This window comes from Pseudomonas sp. PDM24 (genome assembly GCF_019218905.1).
In the GTDB taxonomy this organism is placed as follows: domain Bacteria; phylum Pseudomonadota; class Gammaproteobacteria; order Pseudomonadales; family Pseudomonadaceae; genus Aquipseudomonas.
In genome coordinates this window covers 77,487-90,752 of sequence record NZ_JAHUWR010000003.1, presented here as the reverse complement: position 1 = coordinate 90,752, position 13,266 = coordinate 77,487, and the positions used below count along the sequence as shown (strand labels likewise).

10 protein-coding genes and 2 riboswitches are annotated in these 13,266 nt (G+C 61.1%); of the genes, 7 read left to right on the top strand and 3 right to left on the bottom strand.

From position 1 onward, the window contains the following. Nucleotides 1-10: 10 nt before the first annotated feature. Nucleotides 11-217 carry a CbtB domain-containing protein gene (locus KW837_RS12105; RefSeq protein ID WP_218395961.1) on the bottom strand — a complete coding sequence of 69 codons (207 nt, stop codon included), beginning with the start codon at nucleotides 215-217 and terminating at the stop codon, nucleotides 11-13. A 120-nt stretch (nucleotides 218-337) separates the two neighbouring features. Further along, nucleotides 338-566, bottom strand: a riboswitch (cobalamin riboswitch). A 187-nt stretch (nucleotides 567-753) separates the two neighbouring features. Then, nucleotides 754-968, top strand: a riboswitch (cobalamin riboswitch). Between the two features lie 100 nt (nucleotides 969-1,068). On the opposite strand from KW837_RS12105, the gene cobW reads away from it, so the two are divergent. The 5 genes from cobW (at nucleotide 1,069) to KW837_RS12080 (ending at nucleotide 9,646) form a co-directional block, all read left to right on the top strand. After that, the gene (gene cobW / locus KW837_RS12100; RefSeq protein ID WP_218395959.1) at nucleotides 1,069-2,136 is read left to right on the top strand and encodes a cobalamin biosynthesis protein CobW; all 1,068 of its coding nucleotides are present in this window, start codon (nucleotides 1,069-1,071) and stop codon (nucleotides 2,134-2,136) included. A 3-nt stretch (nucleotides 2,137-2,139) separates the two neighbouring features. Continuing rightward, the gene (gene cobN, locus KW837_RS12095; RefSeq protein WP_218395957.1) at nucleotides 2,140-6,006 is read left to right on the top strand and encodes a cobaltochelatase subunit CobN; all 3,867 of its coding nucleotides are present in this window, start codon (nucleotides 2,140-2,142) and stop codon (nucleotides 6,004-6,006) included. A 136-nt stretch (nucleotides 6,007-6,142) separates the two neighbouring features. Then, nucleotides 6,143-7,150 carry an ATP-binding protein gene (locus tag KW837_RS12090; protein ID WP_218395955.1) on the top strand — a complete coding sequence of 336 codons (1,008 nt, stop codon included), beginning with the start codon at nucleotides 6,143-6,145 and terminating at the stop codon, nucleotides 7,148-7,150. Nucleotides 7,151-7,269: 119 nt separating this feature from the next. Beyond that, on the top strand, nucleotides 7,270-7,815 hold the full coding sequence (locus KW837_RS12085; protein ID WP_218395953.1) for a VWA domain-containing protein: 546 nt from the start codon (nucleotides 7,270-7,272) through the stop codon (nucleotides 7,813-7,815). Between the two features lie 184 nt (nucleotides 7,816-7,999). Beyond that, a complete protein-coding gene (locus KW837_RS12080; protein ID WP_218395951.1) occupies nucleotides 8,000-9,646 on the top strand; it encodes a phospholipase D-like domain-containing protein in 1,647 nt (548 codons plus the stop codon). A 131-nt stretch (nucleotides 9,647-9,777) separates the two neighbouring features. On the opposite strand, the gene KW837_RS12075 is transcribed toward KW837_RS12080, so the two are convergent. Further along, nucleotides 9,778-11,001 (bottom strand): NADH:flavin oxidoreductase/NADH oxidase family protein, encoded by a 1,224-nt coding sequence (locus KW837_RS12075; protein ID WP_218395949.1) that lies wholly within the window; start codon nucleotides 10,999-11,001, stop codon nucleotides 9,778-9,780. Between the two features lie 77 nt (nucleotides 11,002-11,078). Here KW837_RS12075 and KW837_RS12070 point away from each other — a divergent pair, with 77 nt between their 5' ends. Then, on the top strand, nucleotides 11,079-11,483 hold the full coding sequence (locus KW837_RS12070; RefSeq protein WP_218395947.1) for a MerR family transcriptional regulator: 405 nt from the start codon (nucleotides 11,079-11,081) through the stop codon (nucleotides 11,481-11,483). A 92-nt stretch (nucleotides 11,484-11,575) separates the two neighbouring features. Here KW837_RS12070 and KW837_RS12065 read toward each other — a convergent pair whose 3' ends face one another. Continuing rightward, nucleotides 11,576-12,025: a co-chaperone YbbN gene (locus KW837_RS12065; protein WP_218395945.1), complete on the bottom strand. Its 450-nt coding sequence runs from the start codon at nucleotides 12,023-12,025 to the stop codon at nucleotides 11,576-11,578. A 342-nt stretch (nucleotides 12,026-12,367) separates the two neighbouring features. On the opposite strand from KW837_RS12065, the gene KW837_RS12060 reads away from it, so the two are divergent. Further along, the gene (locus KW837_RS12060; protein WP_218395943.1) at nucleotides 12,368-13,216 is read left to right on the top strand and encodes a transporter substrate-binding domain-containing protein; all 849 of its coding nucleotides are present in this window, start codon (nucleotides 12,368-12,370) and stop codon (nucleotides 13,214-13,216) included. The last annotated feature ends 50 nt before the right edge of the window (nucleotides 13,217-13,266 follow it).

Sequence of the window (13,266 nt, the reverse complement as noted above, 5' to 3'; positions counted from 1 at the left end):
TCAGCAGGTCTCAATGGCACGGGAATGCGGCGCTGTGACGGGTATCGTGCGCGGCGTTGTGTACCGCTTCGATGTGCGAGAAACCGGCGAAATACACAAGGCTGGCGCCAAGAATCGACGCACAACAAGCGGCGGTCAGGCGTTGGCTCAGGGTAGTGGTGGTGCTGATCGTGCTCTTTTTATCGGTGTTGCTGGCGGTGCTGCTGATGATCGACATGGCGCTTCCCTCTGGTCTGTCAGCGGGTGAATAGAGCGCATGAAAACCTCCGTACGCCGTGGCACGCAGAGATTTCGAACAGCGCCCGCCCACCGCGGGTTTGTTATTCAGTGAACGTAAAAGTCACTTTGTGTTGCGGGCCGGTCTCCGGGCTCGCGAGGGGCAGGGCTTGTGCCCAAACCTGCAAGCATCACCTTCCCATGCCGTATGACGGGCACAGTGGATTTGACGCTTCACTCGCTTACCGTTGCGGGGGCAGCACCGGACTGACATGGCTTTAGAGTAAAGCACATGATTCACCGGTTTCCCGTTTCACCCTGTGAAGGGCACCCGTAACAAGGCGTGTAGGAGAGCATGGGCGGGGGTTGGGCGTCAATTGGCATGGGTTCTCACTTGGATACCGAGTCGCTCCTTTCGCGAGCAAGCCCGCTCCCACAGGGGAACGCATTTCAAATGTGGGAGCGGGCTTGCTCGCGAAGGCGTCGGCTCAGGCGCCACAGAACTCAGGTGGACATTGACCCGCCCCCACACGATGCGTAGCCTTGCGCTTTCGAGGTTCTTCGGCGTCTGCCGAAGCTAAGAAGGGAACGCGGTCGATGCCGCGGCTGCCCCCGCAACTGTGAACGGTGATGTTCGCTGCCACGCCACTGCAAACCCTGATCTATCAGGTTCGCGGGAAGGCGCAGCAAACGCCAGTCGAACGATTGGCACACCGTCAGCCAGGAGACCTGCCTCGATACAGATTCTCACTACAACCGGGCGGGGTGATCCGGTGGCGGAACTCTTGCGCGCGTGCATCCGCCGCTGCGATTGTCGTCCCGTATGCCCGCCACCTTGCCAAAGGGCATCCGATGAAAACACTGGCCAAACTCCCCGTCACCATCGTTACCGGCTTCCTCGGCTCGGGCAAAACCACCTTGCTGCGCCACATGCTCGACAACGCCCAGGGCCGTCGCATCGCGGTGATCGTCAACGAGTTCGGCGAGCTGGGCATCGACGGTGAAATCCTCAAACAGTGCTCGATCGGCTGCACCGAAGAAGAAGCCAACGGACGCGTTTACGAACTGGCCAACGGCTGCCTATGCTGCACGGTTCAGGAAGAATTCTTCCCGGTGATGCGCGAACTGGTGGCCCGTCGTGGCGACCTCGACCACATCCTGATCGAAACGTCGGGCCTGGCCCTGCCGAAGCCTTTGGTTCAAGCCTTCCAGTGGCCAGAAATCCGCAGCGCCTGCACGGTTGACGCGGTGATCACCGTGGTCGACAGCCCGGCCGTCGCTGCTGGTACCTTCGCTGCGTTCCCGGACCAGGTCGATGCCCAGCGCAAACTCGACCCGAACCTGGACCACGAATCGCCGCTGCACGAGCTGTTCGCCGACCAACTGGCCAGCGCCGATCTGGTGATCCTCAACAAGGCCGACCTGATCAGCGCCGCAGACCTGGCCCGCGTGCGCCTGGAAGTCGCCGAAGAACTGCCGCCAGCGGTGAAAGTGATCGAGGCCAGCAGCGGTCGTCTGCCACTGGACGTGCTGATCGGCCTCGGTGCCGGCTCCGAAGAACACATCGACAGCCGCCACAGCCATCACGATCATCACCATGAAGGCGAAGACGATCACGATCATGACCATGACGCGTTCGATTCCATCTCCATCGAGCTGCCACAAGCCGACGAAAGCCTGCTGATGGACGCGCTGACGCAACTGGTGGTCCAGCACGGCATCCTGCGGGTCAAAGGTTTCGCGGCGGTACCGAACAAGCCGATGCGCCTGTTGATCCAGGGTGTGGGCACGCGTTTCGACAAGCACTTCGACCGTCAGTGGGGCGCTGAAGAAGCGCGCACCACCCGTCTGGTGTTGATCGGTCAGGCGCTGGATGCTGCGGCGCTCGAAGCGCAATTGCGCGCTGCGCTCAGCGTTTAAACCATGCACCTGCTCAGGACCCAGCCCGGCGGTTTCGTGTCGGATGACAACATTGCCGACCTTGGACAAACCCCCGCCGAGCTGGTGATTCTGTGCAGCGGCGATTCCAGCCTGGCGTTGCTTGCCGAAGCGGCGCAGCAGTTGCCCGACGATTACCCGAGCGTACGCCTGGCCAACCCGATGCAGGTGCAGAATCACGCCTCGGTCGATCTCTACGTCGACGAAGTGCTGCGCCACGCCAAGGTGATTCTGATCTCGCTGCACGGCGGCATCGCCTATTGGCGTTACGGCATTGAGCGGCTGGTGGAATTGTCCGAGCGCGGTGTGCAGCTGATTCTGGTGCCGGGGGACGATCGCCCGGACCCGGAACTCAGTGACCTGAGCACCGTAACCGCGCAAGACCGCGACCGGCTCTGGCACTTCCTGCGTCAGGGCGGCATGGCCAACGCGCTCGACCTGTTTCGCTGCCTCGCCAGTCGTTGGCTGGATCGCGACTACTCATGGTCCGAGCCGCAAACCCTGCCACGCACGGCGATCTACCACCCGCACAAAAGCCCCGCTGAGTTGAGTGATTGGCAAGCCGACTGGCAAGCTGATCAGCCGGTGGCGGCGGTGCTGTTTTACCGCTCGCATTTGCAGGCGGCGAACACCGGTTTCATCGATATTTTCTGCCAGCGTTTGCAGGCGGCGGGGTTGAACCCGTTGCCGATTGCGCTGGCCAGTTTGAAAGAGCCCGGCTGCCTGACGATGGTCGAGGACTTGCTGGATGAAGTCGAAGCGGGGGTGATTCTCAACACCACCGGTTTCGCCCAGTCCAGCCCCGAAGCGCCGCATCTGCGACCGTTTCGCCGCAACATTCCAGTGATTCAAGCGATCTGCGCCCAGGACAATGAACCCGGTTGGCGCGCCAGCGAACAAGGCCTCGGTCCCCGCGACCTGGCGATGCACATCGCGCTGCCGGAGCTGGACGGGCGGATCATCAGCCGGCCGATCAGTTTCAAGGACCTGGCCTGGCGCAGTGAGCGCAGTCAGTCAGACGTGGTCTGCTACCGGCCGCAACCTGAGCGCATGGATTTTGTCGCCGAACTGGCGCGGCGCTGGATCGATCTGGCGCGGGTGCCCAACGGCGAAAAACGCATCGCCCTGATCCTCGCCAACTACCCGACTCGCGATGGGCGCATCGGCAATGGCGTTGGCCTTGATACTCCGGCTGCGGCATTGAACATCCTCCGCGCGCTGCGCGCCGAAGGTTATCCGCTGCCGGCCGAGTTGCCGGACAGCGGCACCGCGCTGATCCAGCAATTGCTCGGCGGCGTCAGCAACGACCTCGACACCCTCGATCAGCGTCCCTGTCATCAAAGCCTCGCGCTGGACGACTACAACCTGATGTTCAACGCGCTGCCCGAGGCCAATCGTCAGGCGGTGCTGGAGCGTTGGGGCTCGGCCGAAAACGATCCGATGTTCCGTGGCGGACGAATGATGATTGCCGGTCTGCGCTTCGGCCTGACCTTTGTTGGCATTCAGCCGGCCCGGGGGTATCAGGTCGATCCAAGTGCTGTCTATCACGACCCGGACCTGGTGCCTCCTCACGGTTATCTGGCGTTCTACTTCTGGTTGCGCAACACCTATGGCGCTCACGGCGTGATCCATGTGGGCAAGCACGGCAACCTCGAATGGCTGCCGGGCAAGGGCGTCGGGCTGTCGGAAAACTGCTGGCCGGATGCGTTGCTCGGGCCGCTGCCGAACATCTATCCGTTCATCGTCAACGACCCGGGTGAGGGCGCCCAGGCCAAGCGCCGCACCCAAGCGGTGATCATCGATCACCTGATGCCGCCGCTGACCCGCGCCGAAACCTACGGTCCGCTGCGCAATCTCGAATTGTTGGCCGACGAATATTACGAAGCACAATTGCTCGATCCGCGCCGCGCCCGGGAACTGCAGCGCGACATTCTGCAATTGGTGCGTGACACGCACATCGACCGTGAACTGCAACTGGACGAGAGACTCGACAGCGATGCCGATGCGGCGATCTGGTTGCCGCGCCTGGACACGTACCTGTGCGACTTGAAGGAGTCGCAGATCCGCGACGGCCTGCACGTGTTTGGCGAGTCGCCAGTGGGGCGGTTGCGCATCGACACTTTGTTAGCTTTGCTGCGTATTCCTCGCGGCGATGGTCGTGGGGCGCAATCGAGTTTGTTGCGGGCGCTGGCCAAGGCGTTTGCGTTGGGTTTCGACCCGCTGGATTGCGTTTTGGCCGAGCCGTGGACCGGACCACGTCCTGTGGAACTGCAATCGCTTAACGATGAACCCTGGCGCACCGCTGGGGATACCCGTGAGCGCCTGGAGTTGTTCGCCACTCAACTGATTTCGCACACGTTGAACCAGCCTCAAGCCCAACCCGGCCCCTGTGGGAGCGGGCTTGCTCGCGAAAGCGGAGTGTCAGTCGACATTGATTTGCCTGATACACCGCTTTCGCGAGCAAGCCCGCTCCCACAGGAGGCAGGTTGGTCTGAAGTGAACGCCATCATCGACAGCCTGCGCGAAGTCGTTGCCCCACGCCTGGACGCCTGCGGCCCGGCGGAAATGCGCGGCCTGCTGGACGCCCTCAGTGGTCGATTCGTCCCCGCCGGGCCTAGCGGCGCGCCGAGTCGCGGCCGTCTGGACGTGCTGCCCACCGGGCGCAACTTCTATTCGGTGGATGTGCGCAACCTGCCGACCACCACCGCGTGGCGCATCGGCTTCCAGTCTGCGAACCTGATTCTTGAGCGGCACTTGCAAGACCACGGCGATCACCTGCGTCAGCTCGGCTTGTCGGTTTGGGGCACCGCGACCATGCGCACCGGCGGCGATGACATCGCCCAGGCCATGGCGCTGATGGGCGTGCGACCGGTGTGGGCGACGGGCAGCCAGCGTGTCGACGACTTCGAGATTCTGCCGTTGAGCCTGCTGGACCGCCCACGGGTGGATGTGACCTTGCGCGTCTCCGGATTCTTCCGCGATGCCTTTGCAAACCTGATCCGGCTGTTTGACGCCGCTGTACAAGCGGTCGCCGAGCTGGATGAACCGGACGATCTCAACCCGTTGGCGGCCAAGGTCCGCGCCGAGCGGCAAGCGTTGCTGGAATCCGGTCTGGATGAAGACGCTGCGCGGCGGCAGGCCGGCTGGCGCATCTTCGGGGCCAAACCGGGTGCTTATGGAGCAGGCGTGCAGGGCGCCATCGATGGTCGTCTGTGGCAAAGCCGCGACGACCTGGCTGAGGTTTACCTGAACTGGGGCGGCTACGCTTACGGCGGCTCTGACGAAGGCACCGCCGCCCGCGAACAGTTCGCCCAGCGTCTGAGCCAGGTGCAGGCAGTGCTGCAAAACCAGGACAACCGTGAACACGATTTGCTCGATTCCAACGACTATTACCAGTTCCAGGGAGGCATGCTGGCGGCGGTCGAAAGCCTCAGTGGTGAAGCAGCGGCCAGTTATCACGGCGACCACAGTCAGCCGGACTTGCCCAAGATTCGCACGTTGAAGGAAGAGCTTAACCGGGTGATCCGTTCCCGAGCGGCCAACCCGAAATGGATCGACGGGGTCAAGCGTCATGGCTATAAAGGCGCGTTCGAACTGGCGGCGACGGTCGATAACCTGTTTGCGTTCGACGCCACGACGCAGTTGATCGACGATCACCAATATGCGTTGCTGGCGGACGCCTATTTGCTCGATCCGGCAACCCGGGACTTTGTCCGCGAGCACAATCCCCATGCCTTGCGCGACATGACCGAACGCATGCTGGAGGCGCAGCAGCGGGGTCTGTGGAAAGAGCCGGGCGAGTACCGCGAGGCGCTGGAAAATTTGTTGCTGGACATAGAAGAAGACGGGTAACCATAAGAGGTGCGAGGACTTCGTCCTCGATCGCGGGCAAGCCTCGCTCCTACAGGACGGCGGCGCACTTGTAGGAGCGAGGCTTGCCCGCGAAGACGTACTGACAAACACCACCGACCACAATGAGTAATGCCACATGACCGACACCCCCCATTTCCCGCTCTCCGCCGTGGTCGGCGCCGATGACTTGAAGCTCGCGCTGTACCTGACCGCCATCGATCCAAAAATCGGTGGCGTACTGATCGAAGGCCCGCGCGGCATGGCCAAATCGACCCTGGCCCGAGGCTTGGCGGACCTGTTGGCCAGCGGTCAATTCGTCACCTTGCCCCTGGGCGCCACCGAAGAACGATTGGTGGGCACCCTCGACCTCGATGCGGCCTTGAGCGAAGGTCGCGCACAGTTTTCCCCCGGCGTACTGGCCAAGGCCGACGGCGGCGTGTTGTATGTCGATGAAGTCAATCTGCTGCCCGATCACCTCGTGGACTTGCTGCTCGACGTGGCCGCCAGCGGCACCAACCTGATCGAGCGCGACGGGATTTCCCATCGGCATTCGGCGAAGTTTGTGCTGATCGGCACCATGAACCCCGAAGAGGGTGAGCTGCGTCCGCAATTGCTCGACCGCTTTGGCCTGAACGTCGCCCTCAGTGGCCACACCGCACCCGCCGAGCGCGGTCAGATCATCCGTCGCCGACTGGATTTCGACAGCGACCCGCAAGGGTTCTGCGCCGAGTGGGAAAGCCAGCAACACGCACTGCGCGAGCGCTGCCAAAAGGCGCGCTCGGCACTGACGAACATTCCCCTCGACGATGCCGCGCTGGCACAGATCACCGAGCGCTGCTTTGCTGCCGGCGTCGATGGCCTGCGAGCCGATCTGGTCTGGCTACGTGCAGCTCGGGCTCATGCAGCCTGGAGGGGAGCGAATGCCATTGGCGAAGAAGATATCGACGCGGTCGCCGAGTTTGCCTTGCGCCATCGTCGTCGCGAACACTCGCCACCGGCGCCGCACCAATCACCCGCAGCGCAGCCGCCTTCCAATCAGAACCCCACCCCGAGCGAAGGTCAGGGCCAGTGGGGCGAAATGCCCGCCCAAGCGCTGCCGGTCGGCGCACGACGTGAAGTGCCGAGCTGGCCAAAAAAGCCCTAGGCATTCGCCCTCGATCGGACGCGGGGGCGAATGCCAGACCCCTCGCAGGACGGCTGGATCACGGTAAACAGGGCAAGCGTCACGCAGCCCTGAGCGGATCGATCAATTGGCCCGGCACCTTGCTCAATGGCCGACCGCGTCAACGCGACGATGTGCTGTTTCACCTGCGCACCCGCAGCCCTCATGAATTATGGCTGGTGATCGTCGATGCCTCGGCCTCGACCCGACGTCATCAAGCGTTGAGCGATGCCAAGGGCTTGTTGGCGCAACTATTCGACGATGCCTATCGACAGCGTGCGCGCCTGGCGTTGCTGACCGCCAGTGGTCATGTGCCGAAGTGGCAAGTGCAAGGGTTGAAAGCCTCCGCTGGCTTGCGCGACTGGCTCGACGGGCTCGGGGCTGGCGGCGGTACGCCGATGCTGGCGGCGTTGGGCGAGGCAGGGCGCTGGTTGGCGGCTCGGCAAAAACGTTTTCCTGCTGAACAGCAAAGGCTGTTGCTGGTGACGGATGGACGGGTGAAGGAATGGTCAGCGTTGCCAACACTGGATTGCCCCGGGCTGCTGATCGACATCGAGCGCGGGCCGATTCATCTTGGTCGGGCAAAGGTGTTGGCGACGCAGTTGCAGGTTGATTATCGACATATCGATGAGCTGATTTCAGGTTGAGTTTGGTGTTGATAGTGCTGGCCCCTTTGCGAGCAAGCCCGCTCCCACATTTAATCTGTTGCGTTCACAAATCCCATGTGGGAGCGGGCTTGCTCGCGAAGGCATCACCTCGGAATCGGATAAGTGCGGTTAGTCCGCATCGCTGCCCTATGCTCTGTAAGCAAGACAATCACAGGAGTGACCCATGCGCGTTCTAGCCCGCAACGATCAGGACGATTTCCGCGTCAAAGCCTACGCGGGCACCAACGGCGTGTTGCTGGCGATCGACCTGGCCGAACCCCGCCGCAAAGGCCTGCTGGGTTTCGCCATCGAAAAACAGCAAGGCAGCAAACCCTGGCTGTTTCTGTTCAACAGCCTGACCTTCCCCGGCAAGGCTCATACGTTCCCCCAGTTTCACGCTACCCCCAGCGATACCGCGCCATTGCAAAAATTTCGCTGGGCCGATTACGCGGTCAATCCGGGCGTGACGATCCATTATCGGGTTCACCTGGCCTACGGCACCGCCGATGCGCCGCAGCTGGGTGAGTTTCTGGAAGTGACGCTCACCACCGACAATGGCCTTCCAGCGGGCCAGAGCGTCATCTTCAACCGGGCGGTGGCGGCGAGTCAGGCCTTCCAGCGCAAATTCGCCGACCTCGATGCGCAGCTCAGCGCCAACAAAAAACTGCCCATCGAAGAATGGCCCGACGCTCCACGGCAATGGCTGGAAAACGGTCTGCTCGCACGCTTGCTGGGGTTCATCGAACGGGCCGAGGATGGCCGGTGGGCGCTGGACATCGCGATCTATGAATATCAGTTGAAGGTGATTGTCGATGCGGTGAACGCTGCGTTTGAGCGCGGCGTAAAGGTTCGGGTCCTGTACCACGCCCAACCCGACGAAGACACCACGGCGATGAACGAAGCCAGCCTGGAAAAAATCCCGGCGGCGAACAAGCGCGGGCGAGTCACGCATAACATATTCCACAACAAGTTCATGGTCCTCAGCCGGCTCGACGCAGCGGGGCAGCATCAGCCCGAAGCGGTGCTCTGTGGCAGCACCAACTTCACTCCCAACGGTGTTTATCGTCAGGCCAACGTGGTGCATGTGCTGGACGACGCCCGGATCGGCGCCAGTTATCTGCAAACCTTCGAGCAGGTCTGGGCCGACCCGACGGATGTCGGCGCCACACGGGAATGGCTCACGGAAAACAATCCGATGCAGCCGGAGCAGGCGCTGTTCGCTGGCTTCTCACCGCGCTCGGGCCAGGGCGACTTGCGTGAGTTCGTCGACATCATCAACGCCGCCAAAAAAGACCTGCTGTTTGTCACCGCGTTTGCCTTGCCGGACGAAGTGCTCAACGCGTTGCTCGGCCTGCCCCACGACGATATTTTGCGTTACGGCCTGCAAAACACCGTCAGCAGCATCACCGGTTTCCACGCCGACCGCACCGCTCAATTTGCCGCCACCGCGCTGCTCAATACCGGCCTGGAAGGCTGGCTCAAGGAAAACATGAAAGGCCAGAAGGGCAGACTGCTGGTGCATACCAAAGCCATCGTCGTCGACTTCACCAGCGACGCACCAACGATCATCAGCGGCAGCCACAACCTGAGTGAGGCGGCCAGTAACGGCAATGATGAGAACTTTCTGATCATCCGTGGCGACACCGACCTGGCCGATCGTTACGGGTTGGAACTGCTGCGCTTTTACGAGCATTACCGGTTCCGCTACTTCGCAAAAAAACTGGCACTCAAGCAGGTCCGACCGTTGGCGCCGGATGACAGCTGGACCGATGACTATTACCGTGAGGGCGATCTGCGCATGTTGTCGCGGTTGCGCTTTGCCGGACGATAAACAACTTGGCAAGGAATGGTACCTGTGGGAGCGGGCTTGCTCGCGAAAGCGGTGTGTCAGACGACATTAATGGTGACTGTGCCGCCGTTTTCGCGAGCAAGCCCGCTCCCACAGGGATTGCATCTAACTGACTATTTACCCATCGCCTGGCGGTACTGACGGGTACGTCGAGCGATGTACAACTGATCGAGGATCAATGCCCATACCGCCGAGACTTGCGGCCTGGGCTTGTGCCCGCGGCTCAATCGATGAAGCTGAAACTTCACCACGGCCATGTTTGCCAGCGCCGCCAGAGGTTTGCGTTTCCAGCGAATCGGTGGCAACTGCGGGTGACTGTTCTGGCCTTCACGCCAGCGTTTGACCAGGTTCGGTTCGATGGCCATTGCCGTGCCGATGCCGGCCATGGCGATACCGCTGTCGAGCACTTGTTCGACGATCGCCAATCGCCGTATGCCGCCAGTCACCATGACCGGCATACTCGCCACACTGGCCAGTTCACCGGCCATTTCCAGAAAGTACGCTTCTCGCGCCAGGGTCCGACCGTCGCGTGCCTCGCCTTGCATGGCCGGGGCTTCGTAACTGCCGCCGGAGAGTTCCAGCAAATCGATTTGCTGGTCGTTGAGCCACTGGATCACTTGCCGGGCGTCGTCGGCGTCGAAACCGCCGCGCTGGAAGTCCGCGGAATTGAGCTTCACCCCCACACAAAACTGCGGCGATACGCACTTGCGAACAGCGCTGAGCACTTCCAGCAGCAGGCGCGCGCGATTTTCCAGAGAACCGCCCCAGCGGTCGGTGCGGCGATTGGTCAATGGTGAGAGAAACTGGCTGATCAGATACCCGTGCGCGGCATGGATCTGCACCCCGGTAAAGCCGGCCTTTTCCGCCAGGGAGGCGCTGGTGGCGAAGCGTTGAATGACCTCTGCAATGTCGTTTTCGCCCATGGGTTTGGGTTCGGCAAACATCTTCGAAAACCCGCCCAGATCCAGCGCGACCGCCGAAGGTGCCCAGGCTTGCTGGCCGAGGTTGGCCATGGTCTGGCGGCCGGGATGATTGAGTTGCACCCAGAACTGCGCGCCACCGGCCCGGCCGATGGTTGCCCACTGACGAAAGCGTTCCAGGTCTCGCTCGTCTTCCAGCACCACGCCACCGGGGCCGGTCATGGCGCGGCGGTCGATCATCACGTTGCCGGTCAGCAACAACCCGGCTTCGCCGTCGGCCCAGGCTTGATACAGCCGAAACAACTCGCCGGAAGGCGCCTGCCCGGTATCGGCGAGGTTCTCTTCCATCGCGGCTTTGGCGATACGATTGCCGATGGTCTGGCCGTTGGGCAAATTCAACGCTTGGAAGGGCGACATGCTTGACTCCTCATCAGTGAAGCGTAGAGGCTAAGCTTAAAGTTAACTTTAATGTCAAGCGTGCAAACGAGGCCGTGATGAAGATTGGTGAATTGGCGCAACAGAGCGGGTTGAACGCCTCGCGCATTCGTTTTTACGAGGCTCAGGGCCTGATCCGCCAGGTCGAGCGGCAGGCCAACGGCTATCGGCGTTACCCGCCGCAAGTGTTGCAAACCCTGAAAATCATCCAGTGCGCCCAACAGGCCGGTTTCACCCTCGAAGAGCTGAAGTTGCTGCTACCGGATGCCACGACGGGTGAGGTCAATCACGACGAACTGGTGGCGAGCCTTGGACGCAAGGTCGAACAGATCGAAGCGATGCAACTGCACCTGGCCCAGAGCAAGGCGCAGTTGTTGGAGGTGATCGAGAATATCCAGGTGCGACCCGAGGGCATGGGGTGCGGTGCGAATGCCGAGCGGGTGCTGGCGTCGCTCAAGCATTAGCAGAACCTGTAGGAGCGAGGCTTGCCCGCGAAGAATGCACCGTGGTTTTTCAGGCGTTACGCGTCATCGTTCTTCGCGGGCAAGCCTCGCTCCTACAGGGTACTCATTGAACGTACATTCAACAGCTCTCGTGCCCGAGGCGCGGTGCATAACGATCGAAGGGTTTTCTGCAACCACGGCAAGTCATGGTGAGGTTTGCGGGCAACCTGTTTGGGCCTGAGCTTGCCGATGTGCTTTTTGAAATTTTCTTCCAGGGTTTCCCGGGTTCCAATTCCCTTGAGCTTCTTCAGCAACTTCCCCTCCTTGTAGAACAGCACAGTGGGTGTGCCGGTGACTTCCGGATGCCGAGGGGACTCGCTCGTGCTCAGCATGTAGACCTGCGCATGCTCCTTATACTGCTCGGCAATCGTGCGGAAAACCGGCTCGGCCATTTCGCAGGCGTAACAGTTTTTATTGCCGAAATACAGAATGACCGGGCGCCAGGTTTTCAGGGCTTTGCGATAGGCCGGAGCCAGCGTTGATGGGTGAGTCATCGAACTCATTGAAATCTCCTTTTCAAAGACTATCGAAGGCCTGTTGACGTTAAAGGAGGCAAGCAGGTGGGTCTACTGTCAGAAATTACAGGTAGGGCTCTGCTTCATTTTGAATCGCTATGGCTTCAGATGTGGTGCAAGTACTCGAGCGTTGTGTCCCACGGTAGCGTTCTCTTATTTGTGCGTTTCGTAACGCCTTCCTCGCGCTCACGCGCATCCATCTGATTCAAAACACTTTCCAGACTCCCCGAGATTCCGCCCACAACCTGTGGCACACTTTCTGCTGTCTATTCCGTTGTTACATACCTGTTTCCGGTATAGCGGAATAAACATCACCCTGGAGTGCTTGCCATGCATCGCCGACCTTCGTTGTTTAAAGCGTGTGTTTTTCTGTTCGCGGCTTCGGCCGTTGTCATGGGTGTCGCCCAAGCGGCAGACAGCAAGCTCGACAGCGTGCTGGCCCGTGGGAAATTGATCGTGGGCACGGGCAGTACCAATGCGCCGTGGCACTTCCAGGGCGCGGATGGCAAGTTGCAGGGATTCGATATTGATATCGCGCGCATGGTGGCCAAAGGGTTGTTCAACGACCCGAGCAAGGTCGAGTTCGTGGTGCAGTCGTCCGATGCGCGGATTCCCAATCTGCTGACCGACAAGGTCGACATGAGTTGCCAGTTCATCACCGTGACCGCCAGCCGCGCACAGCAAGTGGCGTTCACCCTGCCGTACTACCGCGAAGGCGTCGGTCTGTTGTTGCCGGCCAACAGCAAGTACAAGGAAATCGACGACCTGAAGGCCGCCGGCGATGGCGTCATCGTGGCGGTCCTGCAGAACGTGTACGCCGAGGAACTGGTGCATCAGGCGTTGCCCAAGGCCAAGGTCGATCAGTACGACAGCGTGGACTTGATGTATCAGGCCGTGAACTCCGGCCGTGCCGACGCGGCGGCCACCGATCAGTCGTCGGTGAAATACCTGATGGTGCAGAACCCTGGTCGCTATCGTAGCCCGGCTTATGCCTGGAGCCCGCAAACCTACTCCTGTGCAGTCAAGCGTGGCGATCAGGACTGGTTGAACTTCGTCAACACCGTCCTGCATGAAGGCATGACCGGTGTTGAGTTCCCGACGTATGCGGCGTCGTTCAAGCAGTGGTTCGGTGTCGACCTCCCTACACCTGCAATCGGTTTCCCCGCTGAATTCAAATGATCCCGTGAGAGCGGGGCGGTTTTAAATCGCCCCGCTCAAGGTACTGCTGA